Annotated in this window: 18 protein-coding genes and 1 tRNA gene; 7 read left to right on the plus strand and 12 right to left on the minus strand. The window is 45.7% G+C overall.

Translation table 11 applies throughout. From position 1 onward, the window contains the following. Positions 1 to 173: 173 nt before the first annotated feature. Together QHH00_06800 and cysK are read right to left on the minus strand one after the other, a co-directional pair. On the minus strand, positions 174 to 1,310 hold the full coding sequence (locus QHH00_06800; GenBank protein MDH7509090.1) for a M20/M25/M40 family metallo-hydrolase: 1,137 nt from the start codon (positions 1,308 to 1,310) through the stop codon (positions 174 to 176). A 6-nt stretch (positions 1,311 to 1,316) separates the two neighbouring features. Then, the gene (gene cysK, locus QHH00_06805) at positions 1,317 to 2,243 is read right to left on the minus strand and encodes a cysteine synthase A (GenBank protein ID MDH7509091.1); all 927 of its coding nucleotides are present in this window, start codon (positions 2,241 to 2,243) and stop codon (positions 1,317 to 1,319) included. Between the two features lie 267 nt (positions 2,244 to 2,510). On the opposite strand from cysK, the gene QHH00_06810 reads away from it, so the two are divergent. The 5 genes from QHH00_06810 to QHH00_06830 all read left to right on the plus strand — a co-directional run bounded on the left by QHH00_06810 (position 2,511) and on the right by QHH00_06830 (position 7,995). Beyond that, on the plus strand, positions 2,511 to 3,056 hold the full coding sequence (locus tag QHH00_06810) for a 4Fe-4S dicluster domain-containing protein (GenBank protein ID MDH7509092.1): 546 nt from the start codon (positions 2,511 to 2,513) through the stop codon (positions 3,054 to 3,056). Further along, a complete protein-coding gene (locus QHH00_06815) occupies positions 3,028 to 4,347 on the plus strand; it encodes an FAD-dependent oxidoreductase (GenBank protein ID MDH7509093.1) in 1,320 nt (439 codons plus the stop codon). Before QHH00_06810 ends, QHH00_06815 begins: the two co-directional genes overlap by 29 nt. 81 nt (positions 4,348 to 4,428) lie before the next feature. Then, positions 4,429 to 4,788 carry a hypothetical protein gene (locus QHH00_06820; protein MDH7509094.1) on the plus strand — a complete coding sequence of 120 codons (360 nt, stop codon included), beginning with the start codon at positions 4,429 to 4,431 and terminating at the stop codon, positions 4,786 to 4,788. 538 nt (positions 4,789 to 5,326) lie between these two features. After that, complete coding sequence (gene acs / locus QHH00_06825; protein MDH7509095.1) at positions 5,327 to 7,303, plus strand: acetate--CoA ligase; 1,977 nt, start codon at positions 5,327 to 5,329, stop codon at positions 7,301 to 7,303. After that, positions 7,300 to 7,995 (plus strand): hypothetical protein, encoded by a 696-nt coding sequence (locus QHH00_06830; GenBank protein MDH7509096.1) that lies wholly within the window; start codon positions 7,300 to 7,302, stop codon positions 7,993 to 7,995. Before acs ends, QHH00_06830 begins: the two co-directional genes overlap by 4 nt. 278 nt (positions 7,996 to 8,273) lie before the next feature. Here the strand turns inward: QHH00_06830 and QHH00_06835 are convergent, their stop codons facing one another. The 6 genes from QHH00_06835 to QHH00_06860 all read right to left on the minus strand — a co-directional run bounded on the left by QHH00_06835 (position 8,274) and on the right by QHH00_06860 (position 10,623). Next, positions 8,274 to 8,498, minus strand: coding sequence for a hypothetical protein (locus tag QHH00_06835; GenBank protein MDH7509097.1), 225 nt, complete (start codon positions 8,496 to 8,498; stop codon positions 8,274 to 8,276). A gap of 643 nt (positions 8,499 to 9,141) precedes the next feature. Next, a tRNA-Pro gene (locus tag QHH00_06840) sits at positions 9,142 to 9,214 on the minus strand. Between the two features lie 20 nt (positions 9,215 to 9,234). Continuing rightward, a complete protein-coding gene (locus QHH00_06845; GenBank protein ID MDH7509098.1) occupies positions 9,235 to 9,426 on the minus strand; it encodes a DNA-directed RNA polymerase subunit N in 192 nt (63 codons plus the stop codon). 7 nt (positions 9,427 to 9,433) lie between these two features. Further along, entirely contained in the window at positions 9,434 to 9,835 is a 402-nt protein-coding gene (locus QHH00_06850) for a 30S ribosomal protein S9 (protein MDH7509099.1), read from the minus strand. A gap of 4 nt (positions 9,836 to 9,839) precedes the next feature. Beyond that, positions 9,840 to 10,256: a 50S ribosomal protein L13 gene (locus tag QHH00_06855; protein ID MDH7509100.1), complete on the minus strand. Its 417-nt coding sequence runs from the start codon at positions 10,254 to 10,256 to the stop codon at positions 9,840 to 9,842. 4 nt (positions 10,257 to 10,260) lie between these two features. Beyond that, complete coding sequence (locus QHH00_06860) at positions 10,261 to 10,623, minus strand: 50S ribosomal protein L18e (protein MDH7509101.1); 363 nt, start codon at positions 10,621 to 10,623, stop codon at positions 10,261 to 10,263. A 276-nt stretch (positions 10,624 to 10,899) separates the two neighbouring features. Between QHH00_06860 and QHH00_06865 the strand changes: the two genes are divergently transcribed. Together QHH00_06865 and QHH00_06870 are read left to right on the plus strand one after the other, a co-directional pair. Beyond that, complete coding sequence (locus QHH00_06865; GenBank protein MDH7509102.1) at positions 10,900 to 11,934, plus strand: TIM barrel protein; 1,035 nt, start codon at positions 10,900 to 10,902, stop codon at positions 11,932 to 11,934. A 7-nt stretch (positions 11,935 to 11,941) separates the two neighbouring features. Then, a complete protein-coding gene (locus tag QHH00_06870; protein ID MDH7509103.1) occupies positions 11,942 to 12,487 on the plus strand; it encodes an SIS domain-containing protein in 546 nt (181 codons plus the stop codon). Here QHH00_06870 and QHH00_06875 read toward each other — a convergent pair. The 4 genes from QHH00_06875 to QHH00_06890 all read right to left on the minus strand — a co-directional run bounded on the left by QHH00_06875 (position 12,455) and on the right by QHH00_06890 (position 14,756). Then, a complete protein-coding gene (locus tag QHH00_06875; protein ID MDH7509104.1) occupies positions 12,455 to 13,117 on the minus strand; it encodes a hypothetical protein in 663 nt (220 codons plus the stop codon). The two genes, QHH00_06870 and QHH00_06875, sit on opposite strands and share 33 nt — an antisense overlap. Further along, the gene (locus QHH00_06880) at positions 13,114 to 13,623 is read right to left on the minus strand and encodes a ubiquitin-conjugating enzyme E2 (protein MDH7509105.1); all 510 of its coding nucleotides are present in this window, start codon (positions 13,621 to 13,623) and stop codon (positions 13,114 to 13,116) included. The genes QHH00_06875 and QHH00_06880 overlap by 4 nt, the downstream gene beginning before the upstream one ends. Beyond that, the gene (locus tag QHH00_06885; GenBank protein MDH7509106.1) at positions 13,624 to 13,863 is read right to left on the minus strand and encodes a hypothetical protein; all 240 of its coding nucleotides are present in this window, start codon (positions 13,861 to 13,863) and stop codon (positions 13,624 to 13,626) included. It lies immediately after the preceding gene. Positions 13,864 to 13,931: 68 nt separating this feature from the next. Further along, positions 13,932 to 14,756 carry a ThiF family adenylyltransferase gene (locus tag QHH00_06890; protein MDH7509107.1) on the minus strand — a complete coding sequence of 275 codons (825 nt, stop codon included), beginning with the start codon at positions 14,754 to 14,756 and terminating at the stop codon, positions 13,932 to 13,934. Positions 14,757 to 14,918 lie beyond the last annotated feature (162 nt).

A 14,918-nucleotide genomic window follows, 5' to 3' on the forward strand; every position in this document is an offset into this window, starting at 1 on the left:
GATGGTAGGAATTCTTGCACTCTTCTGAACAAAAATCTTGATCTTCCGGAATTGGGTCCTCGCAATTGAGGCAGTGAGTGTGTGGAGGCAATGGTAGCGGCATGATTATCGTGTAATGAAAAAGCTTGATCGATACTTAAGATTGTTGGACAAGGTATTCTCGAAAGAAGAAATCAGGAAAGGAAAATCCTGATCGCTTTCTCGAGGACCTCACAGCACTTAAGGACGCTATCGAGCTCCACATACTCATCTGATTCATGTCCCTTGCATCCGCCCGGACCGAAGACAACTGAGGGGATTCCAGAAAGGTTGAGTACACCTGCTTCAGGCCATGCAGACATACCTGTGACTTGGCAATCAATACCCACATCTGAGGTTGCCTTAAGCAAAGACTGTACGATCGCTTCATCCGGCGAAATCTCTGTTGCGACGCGGAAGAAATGCATTTTCGTTTCGATGTGGATTCCCTCTTCAAGGAGATGGTCTGCAATCGCCTGAAATTCTCTTTCAACTTTCTGCTTTGTTTCGCCAGGTAATGTTCTCCTTTCAACAGTCAAAACACACTGGGCAGGGTAGGTCGACCAACCCTCGCCACCGTATATTTGCGATGCGTGTAGAGATGCAGGGCCGAGGAGGGGATGTGGGTGTTCCATTAATTCATCATTCATCCTGATCAGTTCAGCAAGGAGTCTTTGAGTTCTGAAAATCGCATCAATCCCATTAGCGAAATCACTCCCGTGTGCTGCTTTTCCCATCACCTTGAACTCTTGCCACGCGAATCCCTTATGGGCGACCACCACATTGAGACCGACAGGCTCGATAACAATGGCAGCGTCCGCTTCGACCTCCCCCACGAGTTTCTCAATCCCTTTCGCTTCATTCTCCTCGTCGACCGTGCCTGCGAAGATCACTTCCCCCTTGAAGTTGCGATCGAGTGAAATCGATCTCAGAGCTTCGAGCGCCGCAGCCATTCCACCCTTAGTATCGGCCGAGCCCCTCCCATAGAGTCTATTTCCAGTGATTACTGGATTGAATGGAGGGATGACCATTGAATCTACGCCCACCGTATCTAGGTGCGCAACAATGAGCAATTTTCGGCCTTTTTCACTGCCGCGAATCACACCGATTACATTTTTCCTTCCGTCAACAACCTCCTGTGTCCTCGCATTCACACCGATCGATCTTAGGTGCTCGATAATAAAATCAACAATTTCGCTTTCACCTCTATGCCTTGGCGAGAGACATGGATTGACACTATCTATCGAAACCAATTTTTTCAGGAGGTCTACTATCATATCCGCGCGATTCATCGTCGATCACACATCTTTGAAGAGATCAGTCGAGAAGTAACGCATTCCTGTGTCAGGGATGATTGTCACAACGTTCTTACCAACTCCAAGTTCCTCGGCGATCCTGATTGAAGCTGCAACATTCGCCCCTGCAGATATCCCGCAGAGGATCCCTTCTTCCCTCGCCAGCCTCCTTGCCATTTCGATCGCTTCTGTGTCGCTGACGAGCTCAACCCTTGTGATCAACTTCGTGTCTACGATCTCCGGGATGAACCCATCTCCGATCCCTTCGATTCTGTGCGGCCCCTTATTTCCTTTCTTAATGACAGAACATTCCTCGGGCTCCACCGCGACGATATTGGCGTTTATCCCTACTTTTTTAAAATACCTTGCAACACCCATCAATGTCCCACCGGATCCTACTCCAGCGACGAAAGCATCGATATTGCGGCCGATCTGTTCGACGCATTCGGGTCCAGTCGTTGTTTCATGCGCCAAAACATTGTCCATCGAGGTGAATTGACTGGGAACCCAGACACGTGAATCCGATTCTTGAATCTCCCTGACCTTTTTAATGCATTTATCGACGTCTGTTTCCGATCCAGGTGTATAAATAATTTCGGCACCGAGCGCTCTGAGGATTTTTTTCCTTTCATCGCTCATACCCTCTGGCATGACAATCGTTACGCGATATCCCTTCATTGCACCCGCCAGCGCGAAAGCAATTCCAGTATTGCCCGTTGTCGCCTCGACAATTCGGTAGCCTGGTTTGAGCTCACCACGCTTTTCCGCCTCTTCTATCATATATGCAGCAATTCGATCTTTGACGCTACCTGTAGGGCTGAAATATTCGAGCTTCGCATAGATATTTGCAAAACTAGGCGGCACAACTCTGTTCAATTTTATCATCGGCGTATTTCCGCGTAATTCGAGAATGCTACTGACGACCTTCATCAACATCACGATTCCCTGAATATATTTAAAGTGCCAATTCCACCTGAATAGCATCCGATATATTATAAAAAATGTTTGAGAAACCATAACCAAAAAATTGCTCGCTATCTCCTGATTCAGAATTCGAATTTCGAGCCGAAAAACGCGAATTTCGCATACGACATCGATGATACGTCGCGAAAGTGTTAAAGATAGCAATATTAATTAACCTCGGCAAAGTTCCTGACTCAGGAAAACAAATTCCGCTCGCAGAAGGAGGTTCTTTGCTTGAAAAAAAAGATAATCGTGAAGCTCGATAAGTGCATTGGGTGCAGGTCTTGCGAAATTGCGTGCGCGCGCGAACATTCTCCTTCGAGGAGTGGTGAGCGAATCACTGCTGATACCAAGAAAGCGCTCTCGCGAATTTCGATTAGGACGGGATTGGCAAACCCCACCGACGCCCCTGAAATGAGACCAAAGAAGGGGAAGCCGAAAACAGAAATCGTAACAGGAAAAGCGTATCCTATTAGGTGCAGGCACTGTGACGATCCAAAATGTGTCGAAGCATGCATGTCCGGTGCTTTGATCAAGAATGAAGAGGGCACTGTGATTCACGATCCCGATAAATGTGTGGGATGCTGGATGTGCATCATGGCGTGCCCGTACGGAGCTATCAAAAGAGATTTAGATAACAAAATCATAGTAAAATGTGACTTATGCCCGCAAAGAGATACACCAGCTTGCGTCGAGGCATGCAAGACAGGCGCGATTGTTTGTATTTTAGGCGAAAGATTAGAGCGGGAGAATGAGAGCATCGCAGAGGGGTCTGGTTGAAATGAACCTGGACGCTCAGTACAAATATGTGATTATAGGGAACAGCGCCGCAGGCATCGGATGTGTTGAAGGAATTAGGAAGGTCGACAAGGAGGGGAGCATCGCGATTATCTCCGATGAAAAGATGCATACGTATTCTCGTTGCTTAACGTCCTACTACATCGCAGGCGTCGTCGATGATGAAAAGATTCTGTTCCGCCCAAAAGACTATTATGCGAAGAAAAAGGTCACTCCGATACTCGGAAGGAAGGTCGTCAAGATTTTTCCCAATGACAACCACGTCGTACTCGATGATGGGGCGAGAATTGGTTATTCATCGCTCATGATCGCCACAGGCGCCTCCCCTGTCATATACGACATCCCAGGTAATAACAAACAGGGAGTTTTTGTTTTAAGAACATACGAAGACGCGAGGCGCATCTCTGAGGCTGCCGTGCCTGGTAAAAGGGCGGTAGTAATGGGTGGTGGCCTTGTAGGTCTCAAGGCAGCAGATGCACTCCACGCTAAGGGTGTTGAAGTTTGGGTTATTGTGACATCGCCTCAAATCATGTCGCAGACGATGGATAGAGAAGGTGCGGAAATCCTGAGAAAACAGTTGGAAGAAAATGGCATAAAAGTTATGACAGAAACAAATGTTGAGGAAATCATCGGCAACAAGAAGGTTGAGGCGGTTCGGCTATCCACAGGACAAACATTAACATGTGATATCGTGATCTTCGCAAAAGGCGTTCGACCGAATATCGGTCTGGCCAAAGATGCTGGCATTGAAACGGATTATGGTATTCTTGTCGATACCCACATGAAGACAAATATCCCTAATATCTACGCAGCTGGAGATGTCGCTGAGGCGAAAGACTTTATCACAGGTGAGAGGTACATTCATGCAATCTGGCCTAATGCCGTTGAGCAGGGATGCATTGCTGGAAAAAACATGGCGGGTTGTGATGTTGAATACGCTGGCGGTATCGCGATGAACTCGGTGGACTTATTCGGTCTCGCATCGATCGCAATCGGATTTACGAGGCCCCGTGGGAAAGATCATGGCTATGAAATCATCGGCCGTTCAATTCCAGAGAAGAAATTCTATAGGAAGATCGTTTTAAAAGACGGTGTGATCGTCGGTGCGATTTGCATCGGTGAAGTGGAGGCGGCTGGTGTCTTTGCTGGGCTTATTAAGAGGAGAGCTAACGTTTCGAAGATCAAGGATATTCTGCTGAGGGAAGACTTCGATTATGCGAAGGTTCTTGGAGAAGGATTAATCGAGGACACAAGTGATTTCGCCACCGCTTAAGATAAGAGAGCTGATTCAAATCAACACCAGAAAGGCATTTGCTCAACAGATTTATTTATCCTCAGAGCATCCACAACAAATATGTGGAAAGTTCTCGGCGTCGAGACTACCGTCGTGAAATCTGCAGATGTGTGGAAGAAAAGAATGATCGAATTGTCAAAGAGAAGAAAGAACAGGGAGAAATTTGTCGAATTGCTGGAATCTGCTGAGGTCAATTATTGGTTCGACGCAGCGAAAGAAGTCCACGCGTTCTACATAAAGTTTCCGGAAAATATTGGTCCTGGCGACCTAAAATTCTTCAAAGAGTTCGTTGAAAAAATCCGGTCGAGTCTGAAAGTCCCCATTATTGAAGTCGATGGCATACCACAAGAATATCGCATTGTTCTAACTTCCGAAGAGGAAGAAGACGTTTATCACGGAAGACATTCGGATCAGGAATGATGAGTGCTGTCAACTCTGATATGTTAATTATAGAGTCTTAGCGGTTGATTTAAAAAGCATTTTTAAATTGAGATTCTGAGAAGAAGGATCATTGATGCGATCAATTACTGGCGGATCTCGACAGCGGGGCCATGTTTTTTCATATTCAATTTCACCTTCATTGCGCTGGAGCAACGCTTAGTCGATAGAGTTTGTTAAGTGGTGAGGGAAAAAGATCTTTTCGTCTTTGAATCATCATTTTTTTCTACAATTATTGGTCTTTGACAAGAACTCAGATTTTTGAAATTGTAATGAATCGATACTCGAGATAATTCGGTTGCAAAATTACAAAAAGATCACTAAAAAAATCGAAAAAAAATGATTTACTCGAAGAGCCCAGTTATGATTGCAACTTCAAGTATCACCCTGACCTCAATAGAGATATTAGTGGGAGCTACGAGACTCATAAATATAAAAAATTCAATTACGTGCAAAAACCCGCGGAAGAAAATCTCACGCAACTTATACGTGTGATCAGGATTTGAATTGGGGGTATTGAATGAGCGAAGCAAGGATCATCGAAAGTGTAATGCAAGAACAGCGGCGGTTCCCGCCACAAAAGGAATTCTCTCAAAAAGCGCATATCGGCAGTATTGAAGTTTATAACCAGATGTATAAAGAATCGATTGAGAACCCAGAAGCATTTTGGGAAAAATGGGCGAAAGAAATCGATTGGATAGAACCTTGGACTAAAGTCTTCGAATGGGACGTCGAAAACGTCAGGATTAAATGGTTCAAGGATGCGAAACTCAACGCTTCATATAATTGCCTTGATAGACATGTCAAGACCTGGAGAAAGAATAAGGCCGCAATCATCTGGCAGGGAGAGCCAGAAAATGATGTCAGGGTTTTTACATACCAACAATTATTGACTGAAGTCTGCAAGTTTGCGAACGTTCTCAAGGCGAGGGGGGTCAAAAAAGGGGATCGCGTTGCGATCTATCTTCCGATGATTCCTGAGCTGCCAATCGCAATGCTTGCATGTGCGAGGATCGGTGCCGTGCACAGCGTGATCTTTGGAGGATTCAGTTCCGAATCACTTAAGGATCGGATTAGGGACAGCCGATGTAAAATGCTGATCACAGCTGATGGCACATACAGAGGCGGGAAACTCGTTGCGCTCAAGGCTAACGGCGATCTGGCCATAGCAAAGGAGGACTATGTAGAGAGCGTCATTGTTGTCAAGAGGGCGGGAATTCCTGTGGAGATGAAAGAGGGTCGTGATTTCTGGTGGCACGAACTCATGGAAAACGCCTCATTGGATTGCCCACCAGAAATAATGGATGCGGAGGACCCCCTATTTATTCTCTACACCAGCGGATCGACAGGAAAACCGAAAGGGGTTCTTCACACCACTGGCGGTTACCTTCTGTATGTCCTCTTGACATTCAAGTGGATCTTTGATTACCACGAAGAAGACACTTACTGGTGCACTGCAGATATTGGGTGGATCACTGGACACAGCTATATCGTCTACGGACCCCTTGCGGCAGGCGCGACGACAGTCATGTTTGAAGGCATTCCTACATATCCGCAGGTCGATCGCTACTGGCGAATTATTGAAAAATTCCGTGTGAACATTTTCTATACAGCGCCAACCGCCATCAGAGCATTAATGAGGGAAGGTGATCAATATCCGAAATCGAGAGATTTGTCGAGCTTGCGGTTGCTAGGTTCTGTTGGGGAGGCGATCAACCCTGAAGCTTGGATGTGGTACTACAACGTCATTGGCGGGGGGCAATGTCCAATCGTAGACACTTGGTGGCAGACCGAAACTGGAGGGATTCTCATCACACCACTCCCTGGCGCTACAGTGCTGAAGCCAGGGTGCGCGACAAAGCCGTTCTTCGGAATCGAACCAGCAATCCTACGTGAAGACGGGACTGAAGCCGATATCAATGAGGGAGGTTATCTTGTGATCAAGAGACCATGGCCCGGAATTATGAGGACAGTTTATGGTCAACATGAACGCTTCAAAGAAATCTATTGGTCGCGGTTCCCTGGCGTTTATCTCACAGGCGACGGTGCAAGAAAGGACGAGGATGGTGACATCTGGATTGTGGGAAGAGTCGACGATGTTATCAAGGTATCTGGCCACAGAATAGGGGCGGCAGAAGTTGAGAGTGCCCTCGTCAGCCATAAAGATGTTGCAGAAGCAGCTGTGGTACCGATTCCACATCCGATAAAAGGGGAAGCAATTTTCGCGTTCGTCACGTTAAAAGCAGGGGTAAAGGAGTCGGAAGAGTTGAAAAAGGAGTTGATTTTGCATGTGAGACAACAAGTAGGCCCTATCGCAGCACCAGAAATCATTCAGTTCGCTTCAGCTCTTCCCAAGACCCGCAGCGGTAAGATCATGAGGCGAATTTTGAGAAAAATTGCTGCGGGAACCGTTGAAGATCTCGGTGATACGACGACGCTTGCCGATCCCTCCGTAGTTGAGAAATTGATCGCAGCAAGAAAGGAGCTGGTAAAATGATCGTCTTGATGAGGTTGTTTCCAAGAGAAAAGGATGATGCAGAGAAAATCTGGAAATTCATCGAGGAGAAAATGGCTTATTTACCAAGGAAGAAGGTCAAACCCCTTTTTATGTCAATGCAAACGAGAGCGAGATTCGTCACACTCTTTGTTCAGGCGGATGAACCTGAGAACATCGGCGATCTTCTTGTAGAGGATATCGGTTCATGTGACCGAATTGTAGACACGAAGACCTTTCCGTTGCTTAAATTGGCTTTCTTGCCTACGCCAAAAACGAAGGTAAAGAGAGCAAAGCGGTATAGTATCATGCTCAGAACGAAGCCAAAAGATTATTATGCCGTGTACAAGAGAGTGCTCGAGACGCAGCCAGCCCCGAATGCCTTTATTGCATTTGGAGCCTTTCTCCTTGGAGATTTTGATGTTCTTGCCTCGGTTGTTTCTGAATCGCAGAAAAGTGTAAAAGAATTTGTGACTAGACATTTCGCAGGAATTGAAGGCGTTGAAGAAGTCAAGATTTTCCCGATTAAAAGATCTAGACTTCTCATGCCGTCAGAAGAGTGGCAGATGTTCCAGAGGGCTCTTCTATATGCACCTTCATGGATGACGGATGAGGTCAAAGACACCTATGCATTTGGTTCTTACCTTACTGATGAAGACATTCACCTCAGTGGAGCAATGAGAAGCGAGAGCTAGATCCTTGAAATGCCGAGCACGAAAAGAGATGCCGCCAAGAAGTGAGGTATAACAGAAGAGTCGATACCATCGTCGAGACAAAAGACCTCGGACGCTTGCTCATAGCACGGGGACGCAAATCATCAATTAATGAATATCATCAGGGCACTTATTGACATTCTCTGTCCCGATTCAAATCTTGATTGTTGCTGTTTCATTTAGCTTATTGTTAAAAAGTCACGAATGGAGACCAGATTCACTTACCTTGATATTCGCTATGAAGAGTATGAGGGAACTGATCATTCCTCTTCATCTTCGCTATCTTCATCTTCTTCCTCATACTCCTCTTCTTCAATTTCTTCGTAACCGAGGAATTCTTCGAGGGCATCTCTTGCCTCTACTAAAATACTCAGCGCTCGCTTACTTCTGCCCTCTTCAATCAGATCAATAGCTCGTTCGATGTCTTCTAAAATTTCACTGAGGTCGTCGCTTATCTCGTCGAAATATTCGCCAAGACTTCTCATCAGCATCACCTTCCTCTAATCCAATGATTGATGCATCTTGTATAAATGATCTTGCCCATTGGTATTGCGCAATATGAAATGAAAATCTTGTCCCCATTACGGCGGCAATTGGTCTCTTCGGGAATTTTACCTGGATTTCCGGCATTTCAAAGATCAGAAGCACGAAATACTTATGCCAGTCGGAGACTTTTTGACAATTTGAAATTAACTTTAGAATCGCAAGCAAATAAAAAGTTTGACGACAACACAACGGAATAAGCACCGTGTTAAAATATTCCGGATGATCAACTCCTTTACGAGATGTTCCTGGTCTTTAGGTTCATGCAAAGAATACGAATTGAGAATATGTGAAGCAAAAGTCAATTTCACTCGAACCAGAGAAATCATCAATGATCAGTCCAACAAATAATCATTTTAGGCTAAACATTACCCCGGCTCTAACCAGTTCAGTAAATGCGATTGGCCTACAAATATTCCAATATCAATTGCCGATATTAGGAGTTGATAATTCAACTCTCCAACCTTTCCTTAAGAATAGAATTGAGTTTGATCAGTTCTTGTTAACATAAGTGGTCTAAATTTGCTTGGGATCTCCGTCGCCATTTTGGGACCTCATCGCCTCAAACTCTAATCGGGGTGGGAATGGGTCCGTCCAGATTTGAACTGGAGTCACCAGCACCCCAAGCTGGGAGGATTCCAAGCTACCCCACGGACCCATCAAAAAGGTGAAAAGGCTTCATCCGAGTGGGATGATTTCATCGATCAACTCCGCGTGCGAAATGATCATCCGCCGGCAACAGTAGCGCTTCACGCCGAGGTCATCAAGCACCTGCTTAGGATCCTCGCCCAGTTGGACCCTCCTCACAAAGGTCTGATAAAGGCTACCGATGACTTTCCCACAGGTAAAACACCTTACAGGTATGATCATGTTTTCTTCACCTATATGATTTCTGACGCTTCTTCCTAGCACCACGTCCCAGCGGTTTCTTTGGCAGCTTTCTACGAGGATCGCTGATCAGCAGAGCGCGATCGTACTGTTTAAACATCTTTGCAAGCTCCTCATCTCCGAAAAACTGGACAAGAGCTTTTGCGATTGCTGTCCTCGACGCCTCAGCCTGTCCCATTACACCTCCGCCTTGAACGTTGACGTCGATATCGACCGTCGACGCCCTCTCCCCGGCGAGCACCAAGGGTTCCATGATCTTCAATCGGGCCATCTCTGGGGAATAAATGTTTAGAGGAATGCTGTTGATCCTCACATTGCCTGAGCCCTTTCTAATGACGGCTCGCGCGATCGCTGACTTTCTTTTGCCAGTTGTATTAATGATGTCGACCATCGATTCACCTCACCTTCGAACCGAGAAATGCAGAGACTTCGGAAAGGGTCACATATTTGCCTATGATCGGCTTGATCGCTTCTCCCACTTTTTCCATCTCTGCTGATGAAAACTCCTTTGGAATGCCAACATAAACTTTCAATCTTCGGTACGCTTCCCTTCCACTCGGTCTATCAAATGGGATCATACCGCGGACGGTTCTTTTCAAAATAAGATCTGCTCTCCTCGGATAATACGGGCCCCGCAGGTTCTTTCCTCTATCCCTCTTTTGCTTATACTCCGCAAATATCATTTCTTTTTTCCCCACGATCAATGCCTTTTCGGCATTGACGACGACGATCTCTTCGCCCTTCAATATTCTCTCGGCAATGTTACTACAGAGTCTCCCGAGGACATGTCCCTCAGCGTTGATAACGGCCATTATCTCACCCCATGATCTTAATGCCGCTGCCATCGGGCAACTCTTTAACGAGTTGCTCAATCGTCATGCTTTTCCCACCTGCATCCTCGATCTTCTTACGCGCTGATGATGAGAACTTGAAAGCTGCGACTGTGAGCTTCTTATTCAGATTTCCAGCACCGAGAACTTTGCCAGGAACCACAATGACAGCGCCATCCTCAGAATACCGTTCCAATCTGCTGAGGTTGACTTCTGCCCAGTTTCTCCTCGGCTTCTCAAGCCGCCTAGCAATGTCTCGCCAGATTTCCACACCCCGCTCCCGAGATTCCCTTTTCAGGGATTCAATCAGAAGGAGAAGGTTTGGATTCGTCTTTTCATTCTTCTTCATTTCTCTGACTCTCCCGACATTGGGTAGAAGGCTCTAATAGGCATTCCTTTAATAAACTTTTGCTCGGATAAATGTTTGTAAATTAAGTGCCAGACAGGAAAGCAATCATTTCTATGGAAGGAGGTGCTTTGCTACTAGGGAAAATATTGAACACTATGATGAAAGTATTCCAGACACATTTCAATTGCACTCTTTTTTGATCCAGAGAATTGCTAACTATTTTGATAGAATTATATATGACTTCTATCATAATCATCCGACACCCGGGGGCGCACGATGATCAGGTTCGGTCCAGCTGGGATTCCTCTTTCTTGCAAAGGCAGAACGCTAAAAGATGGGATCGAAGACGTCCATAATCTAGGTCTCAACGCAATGGAAATCCAGATGGTCAGAGTTAACATCGTTGACAGGCCACCAGAAGATGAGGAAGTAGGACTAACTCCAATGGAGGTCGAGAACGATCTCGTCGTTGGAATTTTGAGGAGAAAGGGGAAGAGAGAAATCCAGATCATCAATCCGTATGAGAAAATCAAAGCTGACGATACTCTGGTGACGCTTGCATCAGGTCTTGCCCAAAATTTCCGTGAACTTATGGTTCTAGGAAGAATGGGTGAGGAGCTCGATGTTCAACTTTCAATGCACACACCTTATTACATGGATCTTGTGAGCAATACCGAGATGACCGAAAAGAGCATTAACAGCATCAAATGGGCTGCCACAATGACAAATGTGATGAATGGATCAATTGTCGTTACACATTCTGGCTTATACGGTGAATTGGGTAAGAAGAAGGCGAGGGAGAATGTCGCAGCAAATCTCGGCCAAGTAATGGATTGGTGGAAAAACCAGGAGATTCGACCGATTTTAGGCTTGGAAACGAGCGGACGACAAGAGGTCTTTGGGAGCCTTGACGAAATTCTCGATCTCTGTGATGAAATCGACGGCATCGTGCCCGTCATCAACTTTGCACATCTCCACGCGAGGGAAAATGGCATTTTGAGGGAACCGCAGGATTTCGCAGAAGTATTCGACCGCACGGATCAATACGTCAATGGATGCCATTATGTGCATTTCGCGGGTGTAGAGCATGAGGGCGGCAATGAAAAGAGGGTTACACCCATAAAGAAAGGTGATCTGCGTTTCGAACCACTCGCAGAATTTCTCGTGGAAAGAATGCCAAACGTCACGATTATCTCAAGTTCACCCCTCCTTGAACATGACGCGATGTACATGAAAGTGATCTTTGAACGCGCCTTGACGAAGAAAGTGACGAAAAGCAGCAAGGTAAAGAAAAACGATCGAGAGGAGTAAGGTTGACGTGGAAATCAAAGAAGTGATCTGCTACATAACAAAGGAAGTCCAGGAAACTTTGCAAAGGGTTGATCAAAAGGTCGTCGATGAAATCATTGACTCAATTATCGGAGCAAAGAAGATCTTTCTCTACGGTGTGGGACGATCGGGACTTGTCGGTCAAGCATTTGCTGTCAGACTCGTACAGATGGGATTGGATGTTCATTTCATCGGCGAGATGACAACACCAATTGTGGAAGAAAAAGATCTCGTCATCATAGTATCTAACACTGGCGAGACAATGTCCGCCATTCAGACGGCGAACATTGTGAGGAGAGTTGGCGCTAAGGTCATCGCCATTACCTCGAACGTGCACTCCAAGTTGAGCCAGGCATCAAATGTCACTGTCGAAATTGCCCCAAAAAAGGACGAACAAAAGAAAAGATATGCACCGCTCGGGACACTTTTTGAGGACTCGACATTCCTATTTTTTGACTGCATTGTCCCGATCATCATGGCAAGATTAGGCCAGAACGAGACCTCACTGCGAAGACGCCACGCGATCTGGGTCTGAACGCAGTTCTCTCTTTTTTACGCGCGTTCCGTAGTAAGGATTCTCATATTCATCCCAATAAATCGCAAAGTTCCTCGTCTTGATCGCTCTTCCATCAAGATAGAATGCCTTAATTTCCTTATTTACTGGGTCAATGACGATCGCTGTATGCCAACTGCTCTTGAATAAAGACCTTTGCGTATACACGTCAGTCGATGACATGAAGCACCCGTAGCCGGGATGCGAATGATACCATCCGACGACGAGGTAATTGAATCCAACCTCCTCAAGAGATACGAACAACTTCTCAAACGCATTTCTATCAAATCGCACATGAACGGATGAAGATTCGAGATCGGTTGTTACGACATCTTTGACGATGGAGTATTCTTTTCCACCATTTTTGTAAATCCAGCCTAAGAGAAGACCCATCACCTCCTTCTGCATTTCGGCGAAATGCAGAGAATGATTCCTCATTTTCTCCTCGGCGACCTTCGAGATATATAACTCGTAACCTTCCTTTTCCTGGCGCTTGAACTCCTCTAGATCTTTCGCGCTCAGCCATTTATGCGGCTTTGTCCTCTCCGATGGGGGCGGCTGACGTTCCTCGATTCTTATTTCTTCTGCTCCAAGAATGCGAGGCTGCTTCAATCAGATCTCACCACTTTGGGGGTTGGTGAATAGATGATCGGCGGGGTCTTGATTTTTTCACGATTGAAATAGGCCGCAGCAGATGTACAGCTATCCGTTCCGAACGGGCTTGAAGGATTAGGGGAGAGAAGAAGAGCTTCGATACCCTTGATGAAGGATAGCAGAGTTGAATTGAAACCCCAGTCGTCAAGAAGTTTTGTACACAGATGCCCACCGTCTTCGGGCATCATGATGTTTGGATGGAATATTGGCGTCCTCCAAATGACCAAAGGCTTTTCGAATGGATAATCTCTTCCGACGAGGATTGAAAAACGGTGTTCATATCTCTTCTCAATTTTCCCGTCTACACATACAAGACCCGGGATTCCCTTCAATTCAATTTCAATATTGATTGGAAATCTACGCAGATTTTCATTAGAAAGATCGATTGGATATCTAAGATAACGACTGCATATCGCGAGCTCGTTCCTGAGTCTGGTGATCAGAATGTCAGGGGGTAGAGGCATTCATCCGCCCTCGGGATCTGGAATTAATTCGAGTTCATCGTTGTTTAAAATCCCAGCCTCAGCGACAGTCTGCTGACCGCGCAGGAGTCGCTTCCCCCTTCTGAGAACATAGGCTCCAGCATCCTTTTCCCAATATCCTGCTGCACCTTCGATTATATCATCTATGGTGTTTTCCCCTTCTAGTTCCATTTCAACTGTGGCTCCAGATTCAGCATTCCTCACTTTGACTCTGAGCGGCATAAGACCACAGAGGCCAAACAGGCGAAATGCTCATTAAAGCTTTTGATCACAGTTAATTAATTCGATTCTCACGAATGAGAATATGGATGAACAGATTTGGAGAATTTCGACAGATGAACTGGACACATCGGATCCAACGAAACTTCGAATGAATCAAAGGTATTGAGAAACCCATTATAATAACAGACGTGTCGTATACAGTATTCCTTTTTTCCACTGAGAATCTTAAGTCCTTCTCTTACCTGAATGGCTGCAATAATGCTTGTTGTCGTAATTTCTGCAGGGATCTTAGGTTCGTAAATTGAAATATCTTGACCAGTACAACTGAATCGTTTCTCCAGAATCCTCGCGTGCGTCTTGTTTGTCGTACACTGCAGACAAGGTGTATCAGGAGGGAGTACGACCTGGATTTTTCCAGTTGTTCCATCGGTTCCGCCGTCGATATAGGGGACTCCATAAAAATACGCATAAGCATTCAAATGCATTCGAGCACCGATATTGTCTAAACAACCGAAGACAACATCGTGATTCTTCAAACAACTCGAATCGATTTCCTCGATCCTTGAATTGACTGGTGTAATATCTATCCCTGGATTAAGTTCCTTGGCCCGTTTTGCGATGACATCGGCTTTCATCGTTTTTTTCAACGTATCCTCCTCCCTAAAGAGGACACACCGATTGAGATTTGAACGCACAATAAAATCCATGTCAACAAGTGTGATCGATCTTACACCTGAGAGTACCAAATTCTTTATAACTTCGTTTCCAAGAGCACCCGCCCCGGCCACAAAACATCTTGCCGACTCGATTTTTTCCATATCAATCCACTTGATCCTTCTTGATCGGTCGAACCTGTCTCCATCAATTGCACCAGCCTTGATGATGGCGCTCATACATTGGTAAAACATTAAGACGATAAATAAAACGAACTCCAATATTTAGGTATGTGAGAATCAGTTTCGTCACCGAGTGGGGGTAGTCTCTTGTCCGAAACAGAAGACTGCATTCTTTATGATGACGATTCGATTAGGAAGTGCATTTTCGGAACCGCACAA

This window comes from Methanomassiliicoccales archaeon (genome assembly GCA_029907465.1).
Classification (GTDB): domain Archaea; phylum Thermoplasmatota; class Thermoplasmata; order Methanomassiliicoccales; family JACIVX01; genus JACIVX01.

Bases quoted from the DNA above. Each gene is read 5' to 3' on its own strand.
- QHH00_06800 (MDH7509090.1), bottom strand. From the start codon at position 1,310: ATGAATCGCGCGGATATGATAGTAGACCTCCTGAAAAAATTGGTTTCG.
- cysK (MDH7509091.1), bottom strand. From the start codon at position 2,243: ATGAAGGTCGTCAGTAGCATTCTCGAATTACGCGGAAATACGCCGATG.
- QHH00_06815 (MDH7509093.1), top strand. From the start codon at position 3,028: ATGAGAGCATCGCAGAGGGGTCTGGTTGAAATGAACCTGGACGCTCAG.
- QHH00_06820 (MDH7509094.1), top strand. From the start codon at position 4,429: ATGTGGAAAGTTCTCGGCGTCGAGACTACCGTCGTGAAATCTGCAGAT.
- acs (MDH7509095.1), top strand. From the start codon at position 5,327: ATGAGCGAAGCAAGGATCATCGAAAGTGTAATGCAAGAACAGCGGCGG.
- QHH00_06830 (MDH7509096.1), top strand. From the start codon at position 7,300: ATGATCGTCTTGATGAGGTTGTTTCCAAGAGAAAAGGATGATGCAGAG.
- QHH00_06835 (MDH7509097.1), bottom strand. From the start codon at position 8,498: ATGAGAAGTCTTGGCGAATATTTCGACGAGATAAGCGACGACCTCAGT.
- QHH00_06845 (MDH7509098.1), bottom strand. From the start codon at position 9,426: ATGATCATACCTGTAAGGTGTTTTACCTGTGGGAAAGTCATCGGTAGC.
- QHH00_06850 (MDH7509099.1), bottom strand. From the start codon at position 9,835: ATGGTCGACATCATTAATACAACTGGCAAAAGAAAGTCAGCGATCGCG.
- QHH00_06855 (MDH7509100.1), bottom strand. From the start codon at position 10,256: ATGGCCGTTATCAACGCTGAGGGACATGTCCTCGGGAGACTCTGTAGT.
- QHH00_06860 (MDH7509101.1), bottom strand. From the start codon at position 10,623: ATGAAGAAGAATGAAAAGACGAATCCAAACCTTCTCCTTCTGATTGAA.
- QHH00_06865 (MDH7509102.1), top strand. From the start codon at position 10,900: ATGATCAGGTTCGGTCCAGCTGGGATTCCTCTTTCTTGCAAAGGCAGA.
- QHH00_06880 (MDH7509105.1), bottom strand. From the start codon at position 13,623: ATGCCTCTACCCCCTGACATTCTGATCACCAGACTCAGGAACGAGCTC.
- QHH00_06885 (MDH7509106.1), bottom strand. From the start codon at position 13,863: ATGCCGCTCAGAGTCAAAGTGAGGAATGCTGAATCTGGAGCCACAGTT.
- QHH00_06890 (MDH7509107.1), bottom strand. From the start codon at position 14,756: ATGAGCGCCATCATCAAGGCTGGTGCAATTGATGGAGACAGGTTCGAC.